This window comes from Neptuniibacter sp. QD34_54 (assembly GCF_047778055.1).
Classification (GTDB): Bacteria; Pseudomonadota; Gammaproteobacteria; order Pseudomonadales; family Balneatricaceae; genus Neptuniibacter.
Genome location: NZ_CP180546.1, coordinates 2,168,918 through 2,195,761, shown reverse-complemented (window position 1 = coordinate 2,195,761; position 26,844 = coordinate 2,168,918). Strand labels below are relative to the sequence as shown.

The 26,844-nt window shown below is 41.9% G+C and carries 18 protein-coding genes and 1 other RNA gene; 13 read left to right on the top strand and 6 right to left on the bottom strand.

What is annotated here, in order from left to right; translation table 11 throughout:
* Positions 1 to 63 precede the first annotated feature (63 nt).
* The 4 genes from ACMXYP_RS09970 (at position 64) to ACMXYP_RS09955 (ending at position 4,305) form a co-directional block, all read left to right on the top strand.
* Positions 64 to 369, top strand: coding sequence for a hypothetical protein (locus ACMXYP_RS09970; protein WP_415881492.1), 306 nt, complete (start codon positions 64 to 66; stop codon positions 367 to 369).
* Between the two features lie 79 nt (positions 370 to 448).
* A complete protein-coding gene (locus ACMXYP_RS09965; protein WP_415881491.1) occupies positions 449 to 1,369 on the top strand; it encodes an AAA family ATPase in 921 nt (306 codons plus the stop codon).
* Positions 1,356 to 2,342, top strand: a complete 987-nt coding sequence (locus ACMXYP_RS09960; RefSeq protein WP_415881490.1) for a DUF58 domain-containing protein — start codon at positions 1,356 to 1,358, stop codon at positions 2,340 to 2,342. Before ACMXYP_RS09965 ends, ACMXYP_RS09960 begins: the two co-directional genes overlap by 14 nt.
* Positions 2,320 to 4,305, top strand: a complete 1,986-nt coding sequence (locus ACMXYP_RS09955; protein WP_415881489.1) for a transglutaminaseTgpA domain-containing protein — start codon at positions 2,320 to 2,322, stop codon at positions 4,303 to 4,305. Before ACMXYP_RS09960 ends, ACMXYP_RS09955 begins: the two co-directional genes overlap by 23 nt.
* A 1-nt stretch (position 4,306) precedes the next feature.
* Here the strand turns inward: ACMXYP_RS09955 and ACMXYP_RS09950 are convergent, their stop codons facing one another.
* Positions 4,307 to 4,891 carry a uracil-DNA glycosylase family protein gene (locus tag ACMXYP_RS09950; RefSeq protein WP_415881488.1) on the bottom strand — a complete coding sequence of 195 codons (585 nt, stop codon included), beginning with the start codon at positions 4,889 to 4,891 and terminating at the stop codon, positions 4,307 to 4,309.
* A 62-nt stretch (positions 4,892 to 4,953) separates the two neighbouring features.
* Here ACMXYP_RS09950 and ACMXYP_RS09945 point away from each other — a divergent pair, with 62 nt between their 5' ends.
* The gene (locus tag ACMXYP_RS09945) at positions 4,954 to 5,655 is read left to right on the top strand and encodes a M48 family metallopeptidase (RefSeq protein WP_415881487.1); all 702 of its coding nucleotides are present in this window, start codon (positions 4,954 to 4,956) and stop codon (positions 5,653 to 5,655) included.
* Between the two features lie 166 nt (positions 5,656 to 5,821).
* Positions 5,822 to 7,621: a methyl-accepting chemotaxis protein gene (locus ACMXYP_RS09940; RefSeq protein WP_415881486.1), complete on the top strand. Its 1,800-nt coding sequence runs from the start codon at positions 5,822 to 5,824 to the stop codon at positions 7,619 to 7,621.
* Positions 7,622 to 7,684: 63 nt separating this feature from the next.
* On the opposite strand, the gene ACMXYP_RS09935 is transcribed toward ACMXYP_RS09940, so the two are convergent.
* Positions 7,685 to 8,485 (bottom strand): response regulator, encoded by an 801-nt coding sequence (locus ACMXYP_RS09935; protein ID WP_415881485.1) that lies wholly within the window; start codon positions 8,483 to 8,485, stop codon positions 7,685 to 7,687.
* A 688-nt stretch (positions 8,486 to 9,173) separates the two neighbouring features.
* Here ACMXYP_RS09935 and ACMXYP_RS09930 point away from each other — a divergent pair.
* On the top strand, positions 9,174 to 9,827 hold the full coding sequence (locus ACMXYP_RS09930) for a TetR/AcrR family transcriptional regulator (RefSeq protein ID WP_415881484.1): 654 nt from the start codon (positions 9,174 to 9,176) through the stop codon (positions 9,825 to 9,827).
* Positions 9,828 to 9,874: 47 nt separating this feature from the next.
* On the opposite strand, the gene ACMXYP_RS09925 is transcribed toward ACMXYP_RS09930, so the two are convergent.
* Complete coding sequence (locus ACMXYP_RS09925) at positions 9,875 to 10,333, bottom strand: hypothetical protein (protein WP_415881483.1); 459 nt, start codon at positions 10,331 to 10,333, stop codon at positions 9,875 to 9,877.
* A 162-nt stretch (positions 10,334 to 10,495) separates the two neighbouring features.
* Here ACMXYP_RS09925 and ACMXYP_RS09920 point away from each other — a divergent pair, with 162 nt between their 5' ends.
* The 3 genes from ACMXYP_RS09920 (at position 10,496) to ACMXYP_RS09910 (ending at position 18,310) form a co-directional block, all read left to right on the top strand.
* A complete protein-coding gene (locus ACMXYP_RS09920; RefSeq protein WP_415881482.1) occupies positions 10,496 to 15,355 on the top strand; it encodes an alpha-2-macroglobulin family protein in 4,860 nt (1,619 codons plus the stop codon).
* Positions 15,356 to 15,418: 63 nt separating this feature from the next.
* The gene (gene pbpC / locus ACMXYP_RS09915) at positions 15,419 to 17,755 is read left to right on the top strand and encodes a penicillin-binding protein 1C (protein WP_415881481.1); all 2,337 of its coding nucleotides are present in this window, start codon (positions 15,419 to 15,421) and stop codon (positions 17,753 to 17,755) included.
* 75 nt (positions 17,756 to 17,830) lie between these two features.
* Positions 17,831 to 18,310, top strand: coding sequence for a DUF411 domain-containing protein (locus tag ACMXYP_RS09910; RefSeq protein WP_415881480.1), 480 nt, complete (start codon positions 17,831 to 17,833; stop codon positions 18,308 to 18,310).
* A gap of 68 nt (positions 18,311 to 18,378) precedes the next feature.
* Here the strand turns inward: ACMXYP_RS09910 and ACMXYP_RS09905 are convergent, their stop codons facing one another.
* Both ACMXYP_RS09905 and ACMXYP_RS09900 read right to left on the bottom strand, forming a co-directional pair.
* Positions 18,379 to 18,954 (bottom strand): YceI family protein, encoded by a 576-nt coding sequence (locus tag ACMXYP_RS09905; protein ID WP_415881479.1) that lies wholly within the window; start codon positions 18,952 to 18,954, stop codon positions 18,379 to 18,381.
* On the bottom strand, positions 18,954 to 19,520 hold the full coding sequence (locus ACMXYP_RS09900; protein ID WP_415881478.1) for a cytochrome b: 567 nt from the start codon (positions 19,518 to 19,520) through the stop codon (positions 18,954 to 18,956). The genes ACMXYP_RS09905 and ACMXYP_RS09900 overlap by 1 nt, the downstream gene beginning before the upstream one ends.
* Positions 19,521 to 19,693: 173 nt before the next feature.
* Between ACMXYP_RS09900 and ACMXYP_RS09895 the strand changes: the two genes are divergently transcribed.
* The gene (locus ACMXYP_RS09895) at positions 19,694 to 20,611 is read left to right on the top strand and encodes a LysR family transcriptional regulator (RefSeq protein ID WP_415881477.1); all 918 of its coding nucleotides are present in this window, start codon (positions 19,694 to 19,696) and stop codon (positions 20,609 to 20,611) included.
* Here ACMXYP_RS09895 and ACMXYP_RS09890 read toward each other — a convergent pair.
* Entirely contained in the window at positions 20,606 to 21,832 is a 1,227-nt protein-coding gene (locus tag ACMXYP_RS09890; protein ID WP_415881476.1) for an EAL and HDOD domain-containing protein, read from the bottom strand. The genes ACMXYP_RS09895 and ACMXYP_RS09890 overlap by 6 nt on opposite strands.
* Positions 21,833 to 22,189: 357 nt before the next feature.
* Here ACMXYP_RS09890 and ffs point away from each other — a divergent pair.
* Both ffs and ACMXYP_RS09880 read left to right on the top strand, forming a co-directional pair.
* Positions 22,190 to 22,286, top strand: an RNA gene (gene ffs, locus ACMXYP_RS09885) — signal recognition particle sRNA small type.
* Between the two features lie 813 nt (positions 22,287 to 23,099).
* Entirely contained in the window at positions 23,100 to 26,315 is a 3,216-nt protein-coding gene (locus tag ACMXYP_RS09880; protein WP_415881475.1) for an SIR2 family protein, read from the top strand.
* Positions 26,316 to 26,844: the final 529 nt, after the last annotated feature.

Genomic DNA, 26,844 nt, shown 5'->3' with positions numbered 1-26,844 from the left:
GGTGTTACGTACAATGCTCATCTCTTTTTAAATTATCCGCAAGCATAGTTCTGGAGGCTTTTTATGAACATAGAGCAAATGGGTATGCTAAAGCAGCAGGCAAGAATCAAGGGTGTTAATTTTATCGAATCTGGGTGTGGCCCTATGGTTATCGAGGTGGAATTCGATGATCATGATCATTTACACAAAGAGTTGATCAAAGATCAGGAAGGTAAGGTTGTTACCTGTCACAATGTAAAAGAGGGTTATGATATCTGCCTTAAAGCCGGCATTCATGAGGCAAACCTTGTTCAGATCGAGACTCATGATGAAGCGTGCCGTTCTGATTTTGCGGATTATCACCAAGATTCAATCCCTCTTAAATTTTAACAGTAAGATGGGATAAGCTCGTGCAGGAGCTAAACCAAACTGGCATAGTAATTACTCAGGGATATGGAGTAAGGTGTTCATGCGCGAAAAGCTAGATCAGATTGTTGAGGCAGTTGGCCAGGTTTTATATGGGAAAGAAGTTCAAATCAGGCAGGCGCTTACTTGTTTGATTACTGGGGGGCATCTATTAATTGAAGATCTGCCTGGGATGGGGAAAACGACTTTATCCCATGCCTTGGCTAAAGTGCTTGGGCTAGATTATCAACGAATTCAATTTACTAGTGATATGTTGCCCGCTGATATTTTAGGGGCATCTATTTTTGATTCTGCTAACGGTCAGTTTATTTTTCATAAAGGGCCTGTTTTTGCCCAGCTCATATTAGCTGACGAAATTAATCGTACAACACCAAAAACACAAAGCGCACTGCTAGAGGCGATGGAAGAAAGGCAGGTAACGGTTGAAGGGCGTAGTTACGATTTACCTCAACCTTTCTTTGTTATTGCCACCCAAAACCCAATTTCCCAATATGGTACTTTTCCACTGCCTGAATCTCAGCTCGATCGTTTCTTAATGCGTATTCATCTTGGTTACCCTTCATTAGAAGCTGAAAGGGAGCTTTTATTAGGTGGGGATGCCCGTAAGAAAATCCCGGACCTTAATGAGCAGCTTGAGCTTATCGAGCTTGATCAGATTCGATGTGAGTGTGCTCAGGTTTCTGTATCAGGTAGTGTGCTGGATTATATTCAGAGGCTGGTTAAGTACAGTCGCGAATCAACAGAATTTGAATATGGCATATCTCCGCGAGGGAGTTTGGCGTTACTAAATACAGCTAAAACCTGGGCCTATATTAGTGGTAGAGAGTATGTGATTCCTGAAGATATACAATCTTTGCTAGGACCTGTATTTGCACACCGTCTACGTTCATCGGAGGATTACATGGATCAGAGTGGTACTGCGCTGGTTCGTAAATTACTGAGTGAAGTTGATGTGGTTGGTTGATCAAGTCGGTGGCCGGTTTCAAGCATGGGTTGATAAGGTTATCAGTTCTAGGCGGCCTAAAGGTCATTCCATCCTTTTAAATCAAAAACGTATCTATATTTTTCCGACTGCTTCAGGCTGGAGTTTTCTCTTTCTTTGTATCCTTCTTTTTTTTATCGCAACGAATTATCAAAACAACCTTATCCATGCGGTAGCTTACTTGTTGGTAGCCCTTGGAGTGCTAACTATACATTTTACCTATCTAAACCTATCAGGTTTAAGAATCACTGCGCTAAGAGGTAAAAACTGTTTTGCAGGTGATTCAACTTACCTTTCGGTGCTGTTGGAATCTGAAAATAATCGGAACTACGAAACTATTCAGTTGAACTGGAAGGGGCAACCTGAAGAAACGGTCCACCTTGAGAAAGAACAAGCGCGAGGTGTAGAACTGAATCTGACTACCCATAAACGAGGTCGTTTAAAGCCTGGTCCACTGAAGATAGAAACCACTTATCCATTTGGTTTATTAAGGGCTTGGAGTTGGGTTGAGTTAGATTTAGATATAGTCGTATTTCCAAAACCTCAAAAAGGACCGCGGCCTGATTTAAATAGTGGTGATCAAGATAGTTATTCTGGGGATAAAAGGGCTGGTGATGATTTTTTTGGTTTGGAAGAGTATCAGCCGGGACAGTCAACTAAACATATCGCTTGGAAGCAATTTGCGCAGGGGCGAGGGTTGTTAGTTAAACGCTATGTCGGACAGCAAAGTCGTCAGGTGTGGTTGAATTGGGAGTCGTGGCCAGATCTTCCAATGGAGCCTAGGCTCAGTGTTATCTGTTATTGGGCAATTCAATTAGAGCATGAAGGAATAGATTTTGGATTGATGTTGCCCAATAACCGAATTCAACCTTCATCAGGCCCGGATCATTTAGAAAAGGTTTTAACGGTGTTAGCTGTATTTGGAGGTGCGAATGGCAACACTGGCCATGCATAACCAGCAGCTAAGCCGTACGGCACTACTATGGCAGTTGATTAGTGTGTTTGTGGTTGTTCTGCCTCACGTTAGCCATCTGCCTGTTTGGGTGCCAGGTATAGTGCTGTTCACATTAAGCTGGCGAGTGATGGTCTTTATTGGTCGTTGGTCGTTTCCTGCTAAATGGTTTAAATCTGTTTTGGTTTTTGTCGCAGGAGCATCCGTTCTGCTCAGTTATCAAGAGGGAGGGGGGATTAGCTCTACCGTTTCCTTATTAGTTGTTGCCTTCTCCTTAAAACTGTTGGAAATCTACAAGCGGCGTGATGCTTTGGTTGTTCTCTATGTGGCATATCTTATCGCTGCATCTATTTTTCTTTTCACGCAAACAATATGGATGGCAATTTACACATTATTCTGTTTGTTGGTTGTAAGTACTGCTTTACAGGCGATACATATTCATCGTGCAGTACCATTCTTTCAGCCGTTTAAGCGAACCTGCATGATGTTTATTCCGGTGTTCCCATTAATGATTGTCTTATTTATGGGCATGCCGCGAATAGATCCACTCTGGCAGATTAGTTTTGACAAAAGTGCGGCCAAAACCGGTTTGTCTGACACCATGACTCCAGGCGATATCACACGATTGACTCGCTCAGCAGAGGTGGCTTTTAGAGCGACTTTTGAGGGAGTAAAGCCGCCGCAATCAAGCTTATATTGGCGCGCGATTGTTCTTCATGACTTTGATGGTCGTAGTTGGAGTAATCTAGAAAGTAGTTTGGTAAATAGAGATAAAGCGACAGAGTCAGAGCGTTCTGGTGCAAAAATTGGTTATGAGCTCATTTTAGAGCCTACTCAGGCGACTTATGTTCCCGCATTAGATTATGTAAGCAAAACGCCCAGTGAATTAGAGTTCCGTGCTGGGCGAGTATTAGAAACACGTAGCCCATTAATTCAGCGGAAACAATTTTCATTAGTTGCAAGGCCTTCTTTGTCTATAGGCTCTGAGCGAAGCTATCAGAGCTTTACCCGAGAAATTTATTTGCCCGAAGGCAATCCTGTGACAATGGAATTAGCTCGACAATGGTGGCGAGAAACCGGAACTGAAGAGGCGTTTATTCGGCGAATACTTGAATTTTTCAATAAAAACTTCAGCTATACACTCTCCCCGCCACCGCTGGGGGTGAATACTGTGGATGATTTTCTCTTCAAAACACAAAGGGGATTCTGTGGCCATTACTCAAGCGCTACGGCATTTATGCTTCGTTCGGTGGGTATTCCAGCAAGGATTGTCACTGGCTATCAAGGCGGAGAGTGGAATCATTATGAAAATTATCTATTAGTAAGGCAGTATGATGCTCATGCTTGGGTGGAAGCATGGCTTCCGAATAAGGGATGGGTGCGGATAGATCCAACAGCAGCAGTCTCACCCGATCGAATTGAAGAGGCTTCTAGCGAAGTTTTATCACGAGACCCAGAGTTCCTTAATGAAAGCCCTGTGCAAGGCTTAGGAATAAAGGGCGATGGTTTTTTATCAGAATTAAGATTGAGAATTGAAGGGTTTAATTATGCTTGGCATCGTTGGGTTTTACACTATCATCATCGACAGATAGATCTGCTTCGTGATCTCTTAGGAGAGGTAACTGCGTGGCGTTTAGTCATATTCCTACTCGTCCCGTTTGCTATAGTGATAACCATCACAATGCTGTTAATGGCTCGGTCTAGTGCTGCGCCACCACAAGATCCCTTTGACTCAAACATTATTCGTTTATCTAATGGTTTAAAGCCGAAGGGCTTACAGAGATCAAAAGGTGAAACGGTAGGTGATTACTGTGCGAGATTAGCTAATGTGCGGCCTGATTTAGCCGAGGTTTGTGGTCAAATTGCTCTGCAATATGAATGTGTTAAATATGCTGCAAATGATGACGGTCCAACAGTTACAAAATTTTCAAAAACTATAGATCAATGCTTAGTTTCATTTAGATGATTTAAAGATTGATCATAGCTAATTTTTTTCTTAACAGCGGTAGCGTTTCCGCTTCAAACCAAGGGTTTTTCTTCAACCATAGCTGATTTCTCGGTGAGGGGTGAGGTAAAGGGAAGATAGCTGTAGGTGCTTTATAAGCATTTTTTACACGTTCGGTGAGAGTTTTGTAATTAACTAAGACTTGACCCTGATTTAGGTAATAACGTTGAGCATACTGTCCGATTAAAAGAGTTAATTGGATGGAAGGCATCTCATTCAATAGGCGCTCGTGCCATGTGGGGGCGCATTCAGGTCTGGGTGGGTTGTCACCTGATCGTCCTTTACCTGGATAACAAAACCCCATAGGCATAATTGCAATCTTGTTATCATTGTAAAAAGTTTCTTTGTCTAATTTTAGCCATTCTCGTAATCTATCGCCGCTGGGGTCGTCCCAAGGGATGCCTGAATGATGAACTTTGCTACCTGGGGCTTGGCCGATAATGAGAAGCTTAGAATCAGCAGAAGCTTGTACTATTGGGCGAGGCCCTAAAGGGAGTGCTTTTTCACAGAGTCTGCAGCTTCTTATTTGATCAAGAAGTTCGATCAATTTTGAATCCCTCCTAGCAAAAAATTATTTAGCAGTTTTTCTAAACAAGCAGTTATAACCTAATGAATGAAACTATAGAGCAGTACACAATATTTAGAAGTGCGCGTAGAAAAACAGCGGCTATTCAGGTGGATGAAAAAGGCGTCTCAATTCGGGTTCCTGAATGGGTAACTGATCAGTGGATAGAGGCTTGGATTTCTAAGAAACAGGGATGGATATCGCAAAAACAGGCAGTTATGTCACAAAACCTTAAAACGTTTTGTTTGAAAACTGAAAAAGGTTCTTTGTTTCCATTCCTGGGTAACGAATATGTTCTGGATTGGTGTCATGGGGATCGATGGGGTGTTGTATTCGAGGGTGCCAAGCTATTAGTGGTTATGGGTAAACGTCGTTCAAATACGAAGAGTGATTCAGAGCGTGTTGAGGCATTTTTGAAAAAATGGTTTAAAGAGCAGGCTGAACAGGTTATAGCTGAACGAGTTAAATATTGGGCTGATAAAAAAAATGTAAAATATAACTCATTGAAATTTAAGAGTTTTAAACGTAGGTGGGGCAGCTGTTCGGCGCAAGGTGAAATTACCTTTAACTGGCGACTAGTATTTGCGGATAAAAATATTATAGATTATGTGGTTATTCATGAGTTATCACACCTGACTCATTTAAATCACAGTCCTAAATTTTGGGCGCTTGTTGAGAGGCACTGCCCGGATTGGAAAGAAAAGCGTTCTTATCTTCAATCAAAAAATGCTTGGGTTCTTTGGTGACTGTTTGTTTGAATTGCTGAATGGTTGTGTTATTTTTGATGTGTTTTCATAGTGTTAACAAATAACGCATCGCTATATAAATAGTCTATGCTGTTTGGAAAAGGAGTTTTAGCACTATTCGCCAAATGAGATGGCACAGGCAGCGATAAAAATAATGAGAGCGAAAATGAGCCTATACAAGAGTATCGAGAAATCCTTATTCAATACGTTAACTAAGAAGATCTTGGGTAACGTCCTATTCCTACTTTTACCCCATATCGTTTTACTGCTTATTGGTTACTATCACTTTGAGAAGCTTGAGCAAGGCCTCTCAGGAGTTGAGGCCGCTTCTGTACCTGTAGAGCTTATTCAGTCCCATCTGGATTCCTTTGGCTTTTACGGTGCTTTAACGGTTGGATTCGCTCTTATTACAGGTATTGGTACCATCTTCTTTATGCGTCACCTATTCCTGCGTCCAATTAATGAAATGACAGACATTTTGAAGGCGATTAAGGATAAGGATGGTGATATTTCAGCGACGCTACCTGAGTATACTTACGATGAGATCTCAGAGATGGCAGAAAGCTATAATGGATTCTCTTCTAGCTTAAAAGCAATGATTGCGGAAAGCCGTCGTCGTAGTGTAAGCGTTGCACTTAGCTCAACTCGATTACAGAAAGTTCTTATCGAAGCGCAAGGTTCAGCCTCTCAACAAGAAGAGCAGGCACAGAAAGTCTTCCAATCATCTCAAGAGGCCACCCAAGCCATTGATAATATTGCCGGCAGTACTCTTGAGATCTCTGAACGTAACACGCGCAATCTTGATGAAATTCGCACTTCAAGTAACGAACTTGGACGGGTACAGAATCAGGTTGAAGCGATTAGAGAGCAGGTGACTGATTTTCAAGAGACGGTTCATCAGCTTGAGATTAATTCCCGTAACATCACTGAGATCCTGGGCATGGTTAAGGATTTCTCAGATCAAACTAACCTGTTGGCGCTTAATGCATCGATTGAGGCAGCTCGTGCAGGTGAAGCAGGTCGTGGTTTCTCGGTCGTAGCCGATGAGGTACGTAATCTGTCTCAGAAAGTTAGCACAGCAACAAGCGAGATTGATCAAAACATTAGTCAGATGTCTTCTTTAGTAGGTAGTACACGAAACAGTGCTTCTACGATTTTGGAGTATGTTGGCTCTACAGAAGAGTTTATCGGTAGCACAAATGATCAATTCCACGGATTGGTCAGTGACTTTGAAGAATTAAACAGTCAGTTAAGTAGTATTAGTGCTGCCATTGACGAGCTGGCTTATACAAACCGTGAATCGCATAATCATGTTTCAGAAATTACCAACATCTCTACATCAATGCATGGAGAGATTGAGCAATCACGTCGCTTCTCTGAAGAGCTAGAGCACTCGACTGAGGAAACACAGGAACTGCTTTCTCGCTTCATCATCGGTTACGGTGGTTTTGAGGGCATGATCCAAACGGGTCGTCAGTGGAGTCAGCAGGTTCAAGATGCTTTGGAAGAGTTAAGCAATCGTGGTTGTAACATGTTTGATACTAACTACGTCCGTACAAATGATGGTCAGATGCCGGAGAAGTACGACACAAGTTATGCTGATCAATACGAAGCGATGATGCGTCCGTTATTCGATAGCTTTATCAATCAGCGTTCTGAGTTTATCTATGCTATTGCAGTAGATCGTAATGGTTATGCAGCAGCTCACCACACTAAAGTGTCGGAGCGCATTACGGGTAATTTTGAGGTAGATAACTTGAAGAGCCGTAACCGTCGAATCTTTGCCGGTAATCGTGCGGAAGTTCGTCGTGCATCTTCTACAGCGCCATTCTTACTGCAGACCTTCATCCGCGATACTGGGGAAATCTTGAATGACCTATCGATTCCTCTGTATATTAATGGTCAGCACTGGGGGGCTTTGATCATGGGCTTTGCCCCAGAAAACTTGCTTGATGATAAAAGTTAAATGATTAAAGACATAAAAAAACGCGGTTAATACCGCGTTTTTTTATGTCTACTTGTATGTCTCTTACATATCAAAGTCTGTAACAAGCTGTTCCACGAGCTGCTTTACGGTGTCGTAAGAAAGAGGTTTACTACAAATAGCTGAGACACCAGCGCTTTGCACAGCTGCTAAACGGCTCTCGTTTTGCTCACTTGTTACCATCAAAATAGGGACAGTAGGCTGTTCACTATGGCTTCTAATGTGCTCTACAAGTTCTTTACCGTCGACATTAGGCATATTGTAGTCAGTAATGATTAGGTCATATCGACTGCCGTTAGCGATGAATTCAAGGGCTTCAGAGCCGTCTTTGGCTGTATCAACTGAGTGGATTGATAGCGAATCGAGCATTTGCTTTATGTAGTTGCGCGACATTTTGCTGTCATCAACGATCAAAACTCTCAAAGCATCATATTCTTCTCTGTCGCTGTCCGATTCAAAGTCAGTGATGTAATCAAGTGTACTTCTTAATGCCATGCCCATCTCTTCACGGCTAAATGGTTTGGGCAGGATCGCTATGGCACCAGCTTGGCGAATAGGCTCAAGATAACGATAGTGTGTTTCAGAAGATATTAAGAGAAAGGTTATGTGCTCTAAAGCACCTAAGCCACGCATCTGGGTAACTAAGTCAGTACCAGTCATATCTGGTAGATGCATAGATGAAAGCACCAAATCCGGAGGAGAGGAAAGCATATGCTCAAGAGCTGGCTTCGCTTCGGAGAATTCTTCGATATTATTTATGCCGAAACTGTTTAAGTGGCCGATGATGATGTGGCGCTGAACTTTAGAAGGCTCGATTACAGTGACATATATACTACTTAATTCCATATCCTAATCCATTGGCTGGTAACTTAGCTGAGTTCGCTAAGGGATAGATAGTTAATTAAAGTTTAGATCATGACAGAGATAACCCTAGCAGAAAAGTGGTGAATAGCGCTTTATATGATTAAAAATACAAGTTTTTGAGTGTTTGGTCTTAAAAGATAAAAATCTACTTACATTTGGTTGTTATTTGACCGATTAAGTTTATGTTTTTGTTTGAATTTTGTTCGATTTTTGAAGATGAGTTTTATGCTTCTTCAGCGTTAGACTTATTGATTTGGAACTTTTTGTCATTAAATTGATAGTTTTTGTAACTCTTATCTTATAGGTGCATAGGAAAAGCAAATTCCTGTAGGAAATTGAATATATAAATTTTCGAGAGTATATGTATAACTTATTGATATTGAATGGATATATTTGAATTTGTAAGGTGGTTTTACTGTTCATTCAAGTGGGTATTTTCTTTAAAACTATAAGGTATCTTATATATTTCACTTTGATGAAATTTTGCCATTAAATTTTGGATTTATTGGTTATATTGATAAGCTAATGCAGCTTGATCTAAATCAGTAAATTCTTATGTTTTGATGTTGTTTGTATAACTAGAGGCGTAGCATAGGAAAAGAGAGGTGGAAAAGCTGATTTATTTTCTGGCGTTTTACCTCATGTGTTCCAAGCAAAAAAGGTCAAAGTGATGTGCCCAAATGGAAACGCCGATCTAACTAGGAGTTTGATTCTTAATGCTGCAACTCGCATCATCAGTCAAGATGGATTACAAGCGCTGACGGCGGGTAGGTTGATTGAAGAGGCAGGGGTTAGCAAAGGAGGACTCTATCATCATTTCCGAACAATGACGGAAGTTGAGATTGAGGTGCTCCAATTACTTTCCAGTAGGATGCTCTTAACATTACAAGGTTACAAAACCCCGAAAACTAAGGAAGAGTTTCTAGATCGAATAGAATCCGAGCTATTTGATTGTTTGATTACCCATGATGAGACAGCGCGAGCACTGTTCGGATATGTGTCATCATCTACATATAATCAACAAGTTCAGGTGTTACTGCGTCAATTAAATGATGATATCTCGCTGCAACGGCTACTCATTCTTCAAAAGATCAATGGTGGGGTGTCTACTGCATCATTGCAGAATACTGTGCAGATGATTTCTACGATTCAAGCTGGTTTGATGATGCGGTTTTACGTTTCAGAAGATCCAGTTAGTGTGAGGAATTACTGGCGCCCCTGCCGATCCTCATTACAGGAGCTGTTGGGTATCAAAGATCAGGCTGATATCAATTGGGAGGTCGTGCAGGCTCCGCCAACACCAGTTTCTTCAATCTGTTCTTAGTTAAGATAAGTGGCCTTGTAGAGATTTCTGCAAGGCCATATATATGTTTATTGATCTGAAAGTTGCTCAGCCATTTGAGTTTTCAAAGTCGAAACGAACTTGTCGCTGTCTTTAAGTGCTTTAATCTCAAGCTTATCTTCATTCTCTTTGAGGTAAAGCGTGATGATCTGCACCATGTTCTCTTTGTGTTGGTTAATCTCTTCGATCTCGCGAAATGTCACGCGTGTTTCTGTCTCTTCAGAAGGTAGCTTTAACAGGATTGATTTAGGTGCAATCTCCACAGACATATTTTTCATTTGATCTTTGGTTTGTTCTAGGTGGTGTTTGTACCAACTAGCTAAGATCAAGCCTACGCCGAGAGGTGCGAGAAGATAGATCTTGGAAAGGTTCATCATCATCAACATGAGCGCAGCGCCAACAAAGCCTAACTGGCAGTTTGTTAGTAGTGATAATTTTTTCTCAAAGAACTCTTTGTCCCAGTGATAAATAGAATCTGATTTGTCCACGCTATTACCTCTCAATAATCAGGCATGAGTCTCGCTTTAAAGGTAATCTTTTGCAAGTATGAAATCAGGACAAAAGTCGTGTAACTTGATGTACTATCAAATAGTCTTCGAAGCTTAGATAAAAAGCTTAAATCTGCCCTACAAAATGTAAAGGAGTACTGAATGTCACGTTCTAAATTGCTGGGGTCTGTACTGGTTACCTGTGCGCTGATAGCGGGATGTGATGATAATAAGGACGTTGTAAATGCTGCTAAAAAAGATGCGGCAAGTGATAAGGTTCAAAATGCTGTTGCTGAAGCCTTAGGTGTTCTAGATATATCAGAACGTGAATACGGTGATGTTAATGCGCTAACACTCCTGTTTAATTCTCCTTTAGATCCGGATCAAAAGTTTGAACGTCATGTGGTGATTTCACCAGATCTGGGTACGCCGGTGCTCAGTAAAGATGGACGTTCTCTTAGATTTATTGGTCCAGAGCCGCTTCAAAAATATGATATTCAAATTAAACAAGGCCTAAAAAGCGCTACAGGGGCAGTGCTTGAAACAGGCGTAAGCAAATCGTTAAAGGCTAGAGATTTACCTAAGCTAGTCGCGTTCGAAGCGGATGGTGCCGTAATGATTCCAGGTAAGGTGGAATCCTTACCTCTGATTGCAGTCAATGTGCCGGAAGCAGAGATCAATATTTATCGGGTAAAGCCGGAAAGCAGCGTTCAGTTTTTTGATGAATATCAATCACTGAAAAGTGGCGATCGATGGTATTTCGACGAAGATGCCCTGGCACGTTCAGTCGATCACGTTTACACAGCACGTATTCGGATTGGAGAAGATAGAAACAAGCGTAATAGAGCCGGATTTGCCGTTGCCTCTGTCCCTAATATTGATCAAGGCGGTGTTTATTTAGCAACGGTTCGTGAGCCCGGTGGGTTTAGTTATCAAGCAACCTGGTTTAGCGTTTCTGCTATAGGTCTGCAAGCCAGAGACTATGGAAAGAGTACGACCTATATTGCCCAAAATGCTGCAACCGGAGATCTACTTAAAGGCGTAACCCTTAATATCCTTGATCGTAATAGTAAGGTGATCGCAACGGGTGAAACAGATGAACAAGGTAGCTGGCAAGTTGATAATGAGTGGCAACGAAAGAGCCCTCGCTTGATCCTAGCGCAACATAATCAGCAGGTGAGCGTTCTCAAATACCACGCACCTTCTCTAGATCTGTCTGATTATCCTGTTCATGGCAGGCCGACTAAAGAAGTAGAAATTTTTACCTTCGCCCCTCGTAATATCTACCGTCCCGGTGAGGAGTTAGTCTTTGGTTCACTTATGCGTGATCAAGACGGCAACTTACTTTCAGGGCCTTTAAAAATAGAGTTAATTAAACCCGATGCAGATTCAGCAGGAACATGGCGAATTGAGCCTTCAAAGCCAGGTTACTATGAGTTCCGATATGATTTTCCAAGTAATGCGCTCTTAGGTGGTTGGCAAGCTAAAGTATTTAGCCCAGCAAGTAAGAAAAATGCGGCTTATTTTGATTTCAAAGTAGAGGCCTTTTTACCAGAGCGCCTTCGTCTGGTATTTGATCAAGCAGCATCACCGCTAAGTTTTGATCTGAACGATAAAATCAAAATACCTGTAAAAGGGGAATACTTGTACGGTGCAGTTGCTGCTGGGAATCGTCTGGATACACAGGTGACATTAAATGCGTGGACAGAACCGTTTGTAAACCTAAAAGGTTTTAAATTTGGCGTACCTTCTTCAGTAGATTGGCAGCAGTTTAGTCTATCGTCTGTAAATCTGAATGATACAGGTGAAACCTCAACTGAGTTCAATCTATCTCAATATAACCCGCAATCTTTTGAAAGCCCCGCTCGTATTAATGTGCGCTATAGCTTGTTCGAAAGCGGCGGTCGCGCTATTAACCGATCTCGTTCAGCACTTTTCTGGCCCAAAGCTAGTTTTGTCGGTGTGAAGCCTTCTTTCGAAAATGATCAATCTGGGAAAGATGACAAGGTTAGTTTTGAATTGGTGAGAGCTGATAAACAGGGCCAATTACTGAACTCTGGAGAAGTCAAAGCAACGCTTTATCGATTGGAAGAGAAGTATTTCTGGAGTCATACCCCTGAGCGCGGTTGGCACTATCAAATCGAGAAAAATGAATACCCTGTAGCGACTGAATTTATTCGGTTAGCATCAGATCAGCCTCAGCAATTGTCCATGCCAGTCGAATGGGGTCCATACCGTTTAGAACTGGATGATATTACTGGTAAGAGTAAAACCGTTTATACCTTCCAAGCGGGCGAACCTTGGTATTACAGCTGGCAGACAGCTTCGGATCGTATCCGCCCTGATTTTGTGACCTTGGCGTTAGATAAAGAGTCATATCAAGCGGGAGACCGCGTTAAAGTAAAACTGGCTTCGCCAACCGAGGGCAAAGCGGTGGTACTTCTTGAAACCGATCAGGTTCTACATTCCCAAGAAGTTCTGTTAAACAATCGTGAAGCTGAGGTAGAGATTCCTCTACCTGCCGATCTAAATCGTCACGATGTTTATATTAGTGCCTTTGTCGTCGCGCCAACAGAGCATAAAGACAAAGTAAGTAAGCGTAGTGTAGGTATTGTACATCTTCCTTTGGATCGTGCTGATCGTGAACTCGATGTAACCATTGAAGTTGCTGAATCACTACTTCCAGAAACCAAAGCTAACTTAACCCTTAAAGTCACTGACAAAGCAGGTAAGCCTGTCGAGGGTGATTACTACATCAGCCTAACAGCAGTTGATAGCGGTGTGTTAAGTGTGACGGGCTATAAGCAAGCCGATCCTTTTAACTTCTTCTACGGCCGTCGTTCTTATAAACCGAAAATCAGCGATATGTACAATGATTTAATTGAGCCTCATATGTATAAGGACGCTCAGATTCGTTGGGGCGGTGATGGTGAGCTAGAGCGTGGTGGCGAAGTGCCTCCGACTGAAGTAGAGATTTTGAGCCTATACCACTCTCCAATTTCTTTGGAAAATGGAGAAGCGACGGTTGAATTTGATCTGCCAGCATTTGATGGCGAGCTGACGTTAACTGCGTTGGCGATGTCTGAAAATAGCTTTGGTTTAGAGAGTGAAACAACCAAAGTTGCTTCTCCTGTAGTGGCTCAGTTATCCATGCCTCGCTTTTTAGCTGTCGGAGATCAAACGACCTTAGCGTTGGATTTAGCCAATGTGTCTGATGAAGCTCAAAATATATCTGTGAAGTTAACTCATCAGGGTGTAGTGAGTTTAAGGCAAGATAGTTTTGAACTGTCACTAGATAAAGGCGAGAAGCAGGTATTGCCTTTGGTTGCCGATGCAGTTGAGTTGGGCGAAGGGTTAATCAGTGCAGAGATTACTTTCGGTGATGTTCAGTTAAATCGTGAATGGGAGCTAGGTGTACGCTCGGCATATCCAGCGGTTTACGGCTCAAATATGCGTGTATTGGCAGAAGGGGAAAGCATTCAATTTCCTTCCGGAGCTATTCAAGACCTCACCAAACTTCAATCGCAATTACGTGTGGCGAATACGCCGGATCTGAATGCTCAGCAGCATTTTAAAACCCTGATGAGTTATCCATATGGTTGTTTAGAGCAAACTACCAGTAAGTCACAACCTTTGGCGTTGTTATTGGCAGGTGAGAAAGCTCCGGCTTACACGCGTTCTATCACTAATTCTCAATTTGAAAATGGTATTAATGCTGCGATCAGTCGTTACAGCGAGTTGCAGCTAGGCAATGGTGGTTTTGGTTTGTGGGATAAGTTCTCGCCAGAAGAGCATTGGTTAACGGCTTACGCGACAGATTTCTTGCTGCATTTAGATCGTTCAGGTTTTGCTGTACCTAACGCCATGCTGACTAATTCTGTAGGTCGTCTACGTGCTTACGTACATAACCGTAAAGCGATTTCGGTTAGAACTTGGTCAGATATCCCTTCCCATTATGAAATATCCTACAAAGCTTATGCTGCTTATGTTTTGGCTAAGCAGGGTGAAGTGACCTTAGGGCCATTGCGCGATCTGGCAGAGCAGCAACTCAACGACTCTCGTGGTGTGCTGCCGGGAGTGCACTTAGGGTTAGCAATTTTTGAAACCGGTAGTTTGCAAGAAGGCGAAAACCTAGTGAAGCAGGCTCTGGAAAATGAAAGAGCTGAGGGTTATCTAGGGGATTATGGCTCGGTCATTCGCGATAAAGCGATGGCGATCCATACCATTCTGGAACAGCCTAATGCCCGTTCATTACACAACGTTGCCTTGCAACAGATCCCCGACCTACTCGCTCTTTTGAAGCAACATCGTTGGCTCAGCACACAGGAAAAGGCGGCTTTACTGCACTTGTCGAATGCCCTTAATCAAATGGATAAAGAGGGAGAATGGCAGGGGAAATTGCTTCAAGGTGAAATTGAGACGCTGCTGGAAGCTACGACCGAGCTAGGTCGTAATCTTGATAGTTTAGAACTAGCATCTACTGTGTTCACCAATATAAAAGACAAACCGGCTTATGCAAGTTTCCATTGGACGGGTATCCCTAAACAGATGCCAAAACGCGTGAATGAAGGGATCAATTTAGATATAGATCAATTCCGTGTCTTGGATGGTAATGCGCAATTACTGAAGAGGAATCAGGTATTAAAAACAGGCGATTTATTGTTAACACGTGTGAGGCTTTATAGCGAAGAACGTGTGCCAGATGGTTTGTTGGTGAGTTTGCTACCTGCTGGGGTAGAGCTTGAAAATCAGAACCTTCAGCATGCGCTTAAGTTAAAGGATATTCGTATTGACGGAGAGACCGTGTTTCAGAAGGCGATGATCTCCTATCAAGCCTTTAAAGATGATCGTTATGTTGCCGCCGTTGATATTCCAGAAAAACGCGAGCAGGTGGTTTATTTCTTAAGCCGAGCTGTAACGCCAGGGCATTACTTAGTACCACCTGTACAGGCTGAGTCAATGTACAAACCGGCCCACCGGGGTGTTGCTAATAGTATTGAGTACTTAACAGTTATCCCTTAAACGAGGGCTCCTTGAATCTATGTACCTAAACGTATGCACCTTAAGCGTTTGATGTGAGGAAAGATGCGATTTGTTTTTAAATTTACCTGTTGTGTGCTTTGTCTTATCGCGGCAGGTTTATGGATAGCAGATCGTGCTTTCCCCTTACATGACAATTCAGCCGGAGGAGCAGCTACGGTTGTTCTCGACCGTAATGGCGAACCCTTGCGTACCTTCGCTGATCACAATGGCGTATGGCGATACCCCGTCTCCATTGATCAAGTTTCGCCTCGGTATATAGACGCGCTCCTTACTTATGAAGATCGTTATTTTTACCAACACCCCGGCGTCAATCCATTGAGTTTGCTGCGAGCGGGTTGGCAGTGGTTTTCAGAAGGTAGGATTATCTCTGGTGGTTCTACGTTGACCATGCAAGTGGCGCGTTTGCACTATCCGAGCCCGCGTAGCGTAAGGGGTAAGTTGCAGCAGATATTAAGAGCATTGCAGTTGGAATGGCATTTGTCTAAAGATGAAATTCTAACCCTATATCTCAATAAGGCGCCCTTTGGTGGAACCATCGAAGGGGTGCAAGCTGCGAGCTTACAATATCTACAAAAGCCAGCTTCACAACTACGCTTTTCTGAAGCTGCTCTACTAGCTGTTTTACCTCAGGCGCCTTCACGCTTGAGGCCAGATAGGCATCCAAAACTAGCACAGCAATATCGAGATAAGGTATTGGATCGTTTGCTTAGCTTTCAAATTTGGGGTGAAGAAAGTGTTAAACGGGCAAAGCAAGAAGATGTCGCTGTATGGCCTCTATCCAACCCGATACACGCGCCACTTTTGAGTCGACGCTTGAAACAGTCGGAACCTGAAAACAAAGTTATACGTTCGACGATTGATAGTGGTATCCAGCAGCAGTTCTCTGATCAGATAAAGCGTTATGTATCTCGACAGGCTAAAGGAATTTCGGCGGCGGCATTGTTAGTTGATAATCAGAGCCGTCAGGTTATTTCGTACGTGGGGTCTGCAGACTTTCTAAATGAACAGCGCTTCGGTCATGTCGATATGGTCACAGCGATACGCTCTCCGGGCTCCACCTTAAAGCCCTTTTTATATGGTTTGTCGCTGGATGACAGTCTTATCCATAGTGAGTCCCTATTAGCGGATGTGCCTATAGTGACTGGGCAATATCGGCCTGGTAATTTCAGCCAAGGATTCTCGGGGCCTGTATCCGCATCCTCAGCATTACAACGCTCACTTAATTTGCCATTTGTTCAAATGATACAGCATTACGATTCTCAGCGTTTTGCTAACAAACTCGATCATGTTGGTGCTTCTCTGCGAATTCCCGGTGGGCGCGCTAATCCCGCAATTATCTTAGGTGGTGCTGGCAGCTCTTTAGAGCATTTAGTAACGCTCTACACGAGCTTGGCGAATTCAGGCAGAGTTGCGCCATTAAAGTATTCTGTCGCTGGTGGAGTTGAAGACGCCGGTGATGATGAATCTGGGCAACTACCTCGGCAATTGATGAGCACCGAAGCTGCATGGATTACTTGGAATGCCCTTGCAAATATAGATCCGCCAGATCAATTTATCGATGGTTACTCTCGGGCTCACCTTCCCAAAATTGGTTGGAAGACTGGCACCAGTTGGGACTATCGCGATGTCTGGGCAGTGGGCGTATCTAAAAGATATACGCTAGGGGTCTGGCTCGGTAGGCCTGATGGTTCGCCAATGGAGAAAACTATGGGACGTGTTTTGGCAGGTCCTTTATTGTTCCAGCTCTATCAATTGCTTGAGTCCGAAGCCGATACAATCACAAAACCTGAGGATGTTGTGGAGCAGTCTGTCTGTTGGCCGGATGGTAGGGTTGTGATGTCTAGTGATCAGGCCTGTGATCAGATAAGAGTTGCTTATACGATTGCTAAAAATACCCCGCGTACTTTGGATCCTGAGCCTCTAGGGCAAAACCGATTTTATAACCCGCAATATAATTATTTAGTGGATCAACAATCAGGCTTAAGGGTGACAAGGGAGTGCGATATTGGTCCTATGAAAAGCCAATCAAGTTTTGTTTGGCCTGCAGCGATGGAGCCTTGGATATCTAAACAGTGGCGAAGGGATGAGCGTATTCCCCTTTTTAATAGCGAATGCAAAACAATCTTACAAACCAGTGCACTTTTAAGATTGCATGGAATCAACCCGCAACAGGTATATCACACCAACGGTTTGGAGATGATAGAAGTGGATGTTAGAGCCGAGGGACGTGAAGGCAGTCTTAATTGGTATCTCAATGGCAAGTTGCTTGAAGGTTCCAGCAATAAACAAAAGCTGACTCTGCAGGGAGGCCAAACTTATCAGCTTTATGTTCAAAGTATTTCAGGGGCGAGCGCTCAAATTGAATTTATCGTCCTGTAATGACTTGAATAAAATCGTATAGCTCTACGCTCCAGCACCCGATAAAATATACAGACTAACTGTAGAGGCTGTTGAATGAATAAGTTAATTATTGGTTTGGTTTCCGCTGTTTTATGTATGCCTGTTTTCGCAGCAGACCCATATTGGGAAGAGGGTAAAACAGATCAAAGTTATGAGATCGATGTCTACCATAGCCCGACTTGTGGTTGCTGTAAGGAATGGATCACCCATCTTGAGCAACACAATTTCAACGTAAATAGTATTGAGATGCATGATGTATCGCCAATCAAGCAGCGTTTAGGTGTACCTGCTCAAGGTGCGTCTTGTCATACTGGTGTAGTAAATGGCTTGGTCGTTGAAGGTCATGTACCGGCGCAGGATATTAAAAAGTTATTGGCTGATAATTCCGATAATATCCGTTTGTTGACTGTACCAGGCATGCCATCAGGTGGCCCAGGTATGGATATGGAAGGCGCTCGAAAGGACGATTTTAAAGTCTATGCGGTATCAGATAAAAACGAAGTCAGCGTTTATTCGGAATATGCAGATTACTAAATCCAGTTTTGAATATAAAAAAGGCGAACCATAAGGTTCGCCTTTTTTGTTTTGAGATGAAATCGAAATTACTTACGAATACCTTCGATATGAAGTTCTAGGTATACAGTTTCAGCTCCAGGGCCTAGCTGGTAGTTCATGCCAAAATCTTTAGGTTGGATCTCTGTAGTACCTTCGAAGCCTGCACGGTATCCGCCCCAAGGGTCTTTTCCTTCACCTACCTTTTTCACGTCGATAGAGATCTCTTTGCTTGTTCCGTAAAGTGTTAGCATGCCTTTCATTACGCCGCTGCCATCTTCATTTGGCGTGTATGAAGAGCTAACAAAAGACGCTTTAGGGTGTTTAGCTACGTCTAGGTATTCATCGCCACGGATATGCTTATCACGCTCAGCGTGGTTAGAGTCAAACGAGTTAACATCAATATCAACATTTACTTTAGATGCCGCAGGGTTTGCAGCATCGTAGCTGAATTCACCCGAGAATGTGTTGAAACGGCCAGTTAACCAGCTAGTGCCCAAATGGCTGATGCGGAATTGAATAGATGCATGCGCACCTTTTGTATCAATAACGTAATCCGCAGCATAAAGAGGGGACGTAGTGATTAGAGAGGCTAGCGCCAACCCTTTAATAAATTTAGATTTCATCAATGTTCCTCGCGTAGCGCTAGCATGCGCTTTAGTGTTGTATCTTTATCTATGTAATGGTGCTTTATTGCAGCGAATGCATGTAATGCTGCTAGCACGATGAGTGTTGTTGCTATCAAAAAGTGAATCTCACCTGCAATATCCTCCTGCTGTTCCATTGCGAAGGGTAGTGCTGGAATACTAAACCAAGTAAAAACTTCTATTGCTCGACCATCAGCGGTAGAAATCAGGTAGCCCGAACACAAGGTAAGTAGAAGTAAAACTTCGAGCAATACATGTGCGGCTTTTGCTGCAATTGCCATCTTTTTTGGTTGCGGCAGGGCTTTTGGCGAGCGGTTGAATAAACGCCACAAGATGCGTGTAATCAACAAACCTGCTAGTAGGATGCCGATACTTTTATGCCAGATCGGCACCGTCCGGTATTCGGGATCGTAATAGCTTAAGCTTTCTATATATAAACCGAGGGGGTAAAGGCCAATAACCGATAATGCAATGAACCAATGAAGTAGGACTGGGCCCCACCCATAGCTGTCATTATCATTCAAAATTTTGTGGTTAAATGGCATCTACTTCTGTCCTCAAATTATCTTAGCTATGCAACCATAAATAACATTGTGCTGCAGTCAAGTTTACGAATCTTTACAAGTTGTTAGCGTCATCTTTTGGATTTGCTTTTCAAACTTTAATGGCTAATCATAAATGCGTCTAATGCATATTTTATATTTCGGTTATTCGTTTAATGAATTTACGTTCGGTCGACCTAAATCTCCTCGTTGTGCTACAAGCGTTGTTAGCTGAGCGCCATGTTTCTAAAGCAGCTGAACGCCTGCAGATGAGCCAACCAGCTGTGAGCAGAGCGTTACAGCGATTGCGTCAAACACTTGATGATCCTCTCTTAGTTAGAACTGGAAATGGCTATGACCTTAGTGCGCGTGCTGTTGATCTGGAAAAGCAGTTAAAGCCATTGTTACAGGATGTCGCATCGATTATGCAGCCGGAGGAATTCAACCCAGAACTAGCCGAGGGCGTAGTTAAGCTAACAGGCTTGGATTTAGAATTGATTCTGTTGATGCCAGATGTGGTAAGGATGTTGCGTGAAAAGGCACCGAGCTTACGGGTAGAGATTGTTTCTCAGCGACCAGAACATTTCGAATACCTCGCAAAAGGTGAAGTGCATTTTACAATCACTGGGCTATCTCCTGATTCAGGGCAAGACCAATTCAGACGCTTTCCAATTGCACGTACAGGTCATGTTTGTGTTCTGGATCAAACTAACCCTTTAGCCAGCCAAGGTTCTATTAGTTTGAATGATTACGCACAGGCATCTCATGGACTTGTTTCCATTACTGGTAAGGGCCCTGGCATGATGGATATCGAATTAGAAAAATTCGGTTTGGATCGGAAGGTGATGCTGAGGCTCGCAAGTTTTATGTCGGTTGCGGAGTTTGGTCAGGGGTCTGATCTGATTTTTACACTGCCCGAAGTAATGGCCCAGCATTTGGTAAAAAGCAGCAGCCTAGTGATTAAGCCGCTGCCTATTGAATTTGATCTACCTGAGGTTGTGCTCTACCTCTATTGGCATGAGCGCTTCCATCAAGATCCAATGTGCCGCTGGGTGAGGGCTCAGCTGTTATCGATTTTTCAGCCTAATTTATAAGTGAGAACCTGACATAAGCTGCATGGTCTCATTACTCCAGCTCAAAGCATCATAATAAGCATCGGCATAAATTTCTTGAATATGAGGTGGCAGCTTAAATGCCGATTGGCCAATCATGTAGAAGTTGACTGCTTGCAGTAAACGACCAGCAGGACCTTCGTAACTTGTCACTGCTTCGACAATTTCATCAGAGACGGATAGTTGCTCAAGTAAGGAGTCTTGTTCAATCTCAAGTAGCGCGTCCAGCATTGAAATTACGCCCGTAATAAAAGCGAGTTCAGAATCAATCTCTTCAGTGCGATAAGCGACGGATTCGCACATTCTTGCTGTCATTAGGATCTGTCGGATCAGTTCGCTTGGTTTCTCATCATTACTCGACAGGGCAAGTAGGGTGGCCCACTTGTTAATTTCATTCATGCCCAAGGCAATGATCGCCTGACTTAAACTCTCGATTTTATTCGGCAGGTTATATTGCGCAGAATTGACGATACGCAACAGTTTGAAGGTCAGTTGCGGGTCGCGAGATGAGATGTCTGCTAGTACTGCAGGAGTGACATCTTGATCCTGAAGGGCAGCCAATAGATGAATTACGATAGCTTGATTGGACGTTAACTTTTTACCTTCGACTAGTGTTGGTCTTGAGAGAAATGTACCTTGGAAAAGTCTGAACCCTAAGGCGTGGCAGCGCTCATACTCATCATGAGTCTCAACATTTTCTGCAAGAGAAACTACCTTAAAAGGTCGCATGCTTTCCAAGTGGGAAACAATCGCTTCATCACTATGTTTACGAATATCAACTCGTACCATATGAGCAAGTTTGAGCAGCTCATCGTAGTCACTACTGTAAGTGAAATCGTCTAAAACTAAGCGGTAGCCAGCATCGACATATTTTTTCAGTGAACCAAGCAATTCAGGTGTGATATTAGGCTGCTGTTTAACATCTAGAACCAAATTATGTCGCGATAGGCTTGGTAGGCTTTCGGTACGAATAAAGCCTTCAGTGACATTGAGAAACGCGGGTAAGGATTTTAATGTGCCAGAATCATAGATGCTGGTGAAGTTATTGATTAGGACGTTACAGGATTCTTGGTCGCCTTTTAAAAATTTGGCTACAGCTTCGCCGTGCTCCGATTGATATAACAGCTCGTACGCCACGACATTGAGTTCGCGGTCAAAAATTGGTTGTCGGGCAAGTCCTAGCTGGTTTAAATGTTCTTCCATGTGCATTTATCCTGTTGTTTGTTCATACAACAAATCCTAGATCGTTTAACTCTAACAGCAGAGCCACTATAAAAGCCATGGTATTAAGAAACCCTTAACAAATTAATCAGTGGTTTTGTTATCTGGTCGTATCAGTATAGGTTAGATCCTAATCATCGACGGCTAAAATGCAGAGAAATATCAGGAGTTCAGTAGAGACCTTGAGGGTTGAGTCATGGGTCTGAATATGAATTTTATTTCTATAAAAACAGAGAGTTAAATAATTGCATTTGCATCTCAAAAAATCACTGGTATACTGCGCGCCTGTCTTGAGTGATCTAACTCAGACAAGGCCCTTCAGGCCCGCTATGGTGGCCCTGCTGGTCCTTCCGCAATGATAAATCGTGAACCTGGTCAGGCCCGGAAGGGAGCAGCCACAGCGGTGGATTCATGTGCCGGAATGTGGCTGGTGGGGTCATCACCAATCCCTATATATCTGTTTTTATAATCTTTTCTGCAGATTTAAGAACGTGCATCTAACTTTTAGAACACAGGTTAGTACACACGATGCGTTCATCTACCTATCTTCAGTTATCTAAAACCAACATTTACCAAGAAGCTTTGGTTCGAGTAGAAGGTTGCTTGAGGCTTCTCAACGGCTGTTTAGGTCTGCAATAAATGGAACTGTAGATTTGGCCGCTCTGACTTGGGAATTATTGCCACAAATATCAAAGGCACGTTCATCAGTTACACCTAGAGGCAGAACTAAATCAGCTCCAAAAAGCCCTAAGTGTGCTTAGATACGAATCTAAGAAATTGCTAGTAAAGAAGGTCCATTGCGAGTGCTTTGTAGTTTATTGGGTGCGCTCGGAGATGTTGATGCCGAAGTAAGGCTAGTCCAGTGTCCCCAGTATATATAGCTTACTAGCTGATGGTGGTTTGAAACTTGGGAGAGATATTGTCTCTTGGAAGTATTGTAATGAGAAGATGTCAAAGGGTAATCAACGTGTGTTTTATAACCTACTGCATTTCTGGAGTTCTCTTTCTGTAGGAGAGATCTAAAAAGCTCATTTAAAGGCAACTTTAGATTCTATTTTCGGCCTATCTCAGCGGTATAAGAAAGCAGACCAAGACCAATCATTTATTCGTTTGAGTACTATGGGCATTCTTTATAATGAATTGGGTTATCAAATAGAAAACTGGATTCTCTTGTGTAGCATAAAGCATTATCATTAAATTTTAAGTACATGATTAATAGATGATTTATTAGATTTTGAGAGGGATCGACGTGATAGAAGTGGCTTCAAAAAACGCATTAATAAGTGCTTTGGTTCATAGTGAAAAAGATATAGCCATACTTGTCGGGTCTCCGCTTTCAATGCCTGATAAAGAAGGTGTTCCGGGTGTTCCGGGTGTTCCGGGTGTTCTTCGGCTTATTGAGCAACACATAACTACAAAAGGTTTAAATGAGGACTTTGAAAAAGAAGTAGGAGAGGCGTCAGGGGCGGAACAGTATCAAAGGGCTTTTAGTTTTTTACGCAGCTGGACTAGTCAATCGGCAGTTAACTCAATAGTGAAAGATGCAGTACTAAAGGCAAGAAAAGATAGTAGTAATAACTCCATGAGCCATGAAGAATTGGATAAAGATCTGGATGGATGGTATCTCCCTCAAGGAGTAAAAAGCTTAGGGAAAATTTTAGCTGCAACTAATAAGTTTAATGGGCCTGTCATCACAACAAATTTTGATCCTCTAGTTGCAGTTTCAATTAACTGTGCAGGTGGGAGGTCTTTGCAATCTTTTTTCGATACTGATGGTAGTTTAGATCAAATTCAAAGCTTGGATTCTGAATTAAGGCATGTAGCTCATCTTCATGGCTATTGGCATGGTTCAGATACGTTACATACACCGTCTCAATTAAGTAGTCCGCGTCCTAGTTTAAAAGCTTCTTTAGAGAATATTTTATCTGAGCGATTGTTATTAGTGATTGGGTATGGTGGTTGGGATGACGTATTTCATGAAGCATTATGTTCAATAGTAAATAATAGTAAGGCTGACTTGGATATTCTCTGGGCATTTTATGATGCTGATCCGCTTAAAATTGAAAAGAACTACTCTAGTTTAATAGGGAATTTAGGTTCAGGGATTTCGAGAGGACGGTTTAGGCTTTATGGGGGTATTGATTGCAATTCTTTCTTTAGCGAGCTTGAAGAAAGGTTTTTAGAAAACAGAATCTCTCTAGATGAAACTCTTAATTCAGATGCTAGTAAGCCGATTAGCGAAGCTGAAATCGAATTCTCTGAGGACTTTGTAACAGGTGAAAGTGGTATATCAATTGATGATTTAAAATTATGGGATTTTACTCCGAATCACACTCACGAAAAGATAAGAGCTGCTGAGAGATATCAATTCTCTTCAGCTCTAGATGATGATAGAGCTGCTTTTTTGTGCTCGAATTGGGGGCTTGGGGAGTATTCGTTTATTCACTCTATTTGTGAAGATGATAAATCATCATTATATGAAAAGCGTATTTTTAATGTTGATATTGATGGTTGTGTAACCGGTGACGATATATATGCTGAAATTGAAAGGCAATTAGGTAGTGATATTAAGATATTTGTCATGATTGCTTCGCAAGAGTCTGACATGGTTTTGATCTTAAATGGTGTGACAGAAACCGCTGAAAAGAAAGATGGCTGGTTTGAAGCATTAGATAATATATATTCGATAATTACCGATCTCTCTGAAGATATGAAATTAATTTTTATTGGGAGAAAAGAAAATTCTAAGTTTGAAATGCAAAGCATTTCGTTGGGGCCGTTAGTTGATGCTGATATTAGGAGTTATATAAAATATCACGAAAATGGAGGAGAGGAGTATGCTTACGGTGAAAATTATGAAATTTTAAGTCGGTTGTCGTCAGGTATTCCACTGCAATTAGATAAGCTGCTGTCTGATTTGTCAGTCGTATCCATAGATGAACTGGTTGATAATGAGTCAGAAACTGCTACTGGTCTAGTTGGATCAGAAGATGACTCTATGCCAACTGAACTTATTAGAGCTGTTAATGTGGTTAAGAAAAGAGGACTGAATAACGATGATAGAAGTTTTAAGCTTTTAAAGGTTTTGTCAGTTTTTCCCGCAGGGGAGATTTTTAAAAATATTAGAAGGTTCAATAACTCGTACCCATTTCATTTGAAACATCTAAAAGAGTTGCAGAATATGGGACTATTAGAAACTTCTTTGTTAACTTCTGACTCCTTGGATGGAGTGGACCCTGAACTTTCTAAAGAAAAAATACACACTGTCCAGCCACTTGTTAGAAAATATGTTTTGGACCATATGAGTCCAGATGAAGTATATGAATTAACACTTCGTGCGGCCGACATTACATTTGGTACTGGCTGGAAACAAGGCGAAATAAAACTTAATAGGATTTCAAAGCTTATTCTCACAAGTCTTGCTGGTAATGGTGTAGGTAATCCTCATTCAATAGCTATTAATTTGATTAGAAAGGCTCTTGAAAATGACGATCAGTCGAATCTTAAAAAAGCTTATGAGATAGCAGTACTATACTGTGAGCAGTTACGCTCTAACGATAGGCATCGAGATGCTGTTCGTTGTTGTAATGATCTTTTAATGCATATTAAAGATTGTCCCGATATTGATTTAACACGTCTTAATGTTGTCTTGGGGCGGTCTCTTCGGATGATAAAGAAGCATGATGAATCTATTAAGGTTTTAAATGATGTTGTCGAAAATGGTAGTCCTAGTAATATTCAGAAGAAAAGAATCTATATAGCGCTTGCACTTAGTTATGAATCTAAAAAATGCTTCACTGAAGCAGTGGAATCCGCAAAGGAATCTCAAAAATATACTAAGAAAAAAAGTAGTGATTATTACTTGGCAGAGGATATCATTGTAGGTTGTAGTGAAAAAGGGAAAGACGAGAGGCTGCAAGAACTACGTTCTCTTTATACAAAGATTAAAGATAAAAAATCATCCGCAGCTAATAACGTGCTTTTGAAAATTGCGAATGCAGAGAAACAAGATGACAGAAAAATTAAGCTGCTTGATGATGTCGTTAGATCAAGTTCAAACGCTTATAATCGATATCGTGCTATTGTAAAGAAAGGAGAAATTCTAGTCGGTCAGCGGGATGTTAGTAAAATACACCGTAATGATCTTATAGAGTTTTGTAAAGCGTATGGCTATGGCTTTTCCCAAAGAAACCTTTTTATTTTCAATAAGGCAAATGAGTTTCTTTGGGAGTACTTTGAAGCTTCTGGTAATTTTTACTCATTGTTGAAAATATTCAGACTAAGTTCTTTGACTTGGAGATTTGAAGGTAAAGTTGAAGAGGAAGAGTATTATTCAACTCGGCTACAAACTGCTTTAAGAAGAGTTGATCATAAGTCTTTTTTTGATCATAAAAGGCTTGGTTCATTAAACTATTCTTTGATGAGGATGAAATTGCTTTCTGATAGGAAAGAAAAATTATCTTAAAGTTTACATTTACTGACTGGTTTGAATAATTTTTTAAAGCAGTCATCTGATATTTTAATTATCTGGATATTCCCCCCGCAGGGGGATCTGGCATAGGAGAACAATAGGTCTCTCCCTTGGTATCTAAAACTTTGTATGTTAATTGACTCGGAAAGGGTTGTTTTCGAGGATAGTTTGAATCCACGGGATTACAGGGATTTTCGATTTCTATACTCTAGAAATCGAACACCATTCAATCTCAGTCTGTTTAGTATCAACAAGGTATACCCATTTGCTTGTCATCAATGGCACCTGGAAGAACTGCTTAAGGGCACCTTTCAGGTGCTGTTATCATAAACTTGAGATTCCAATGATAGGTTATGCTAAACCATGAGTTATGACTTTTTGTGCTTATTACGACAATTAAGTTGTATCTTAGCGCAAGAATAAGCCATATTTGAACAGACGGGATGCTTGAATAGATATGCGTGGCAATTTATGACCCTTTAATATCGACAAAGAAGGGATTGCTTGAAGTGAAAGTGTAATG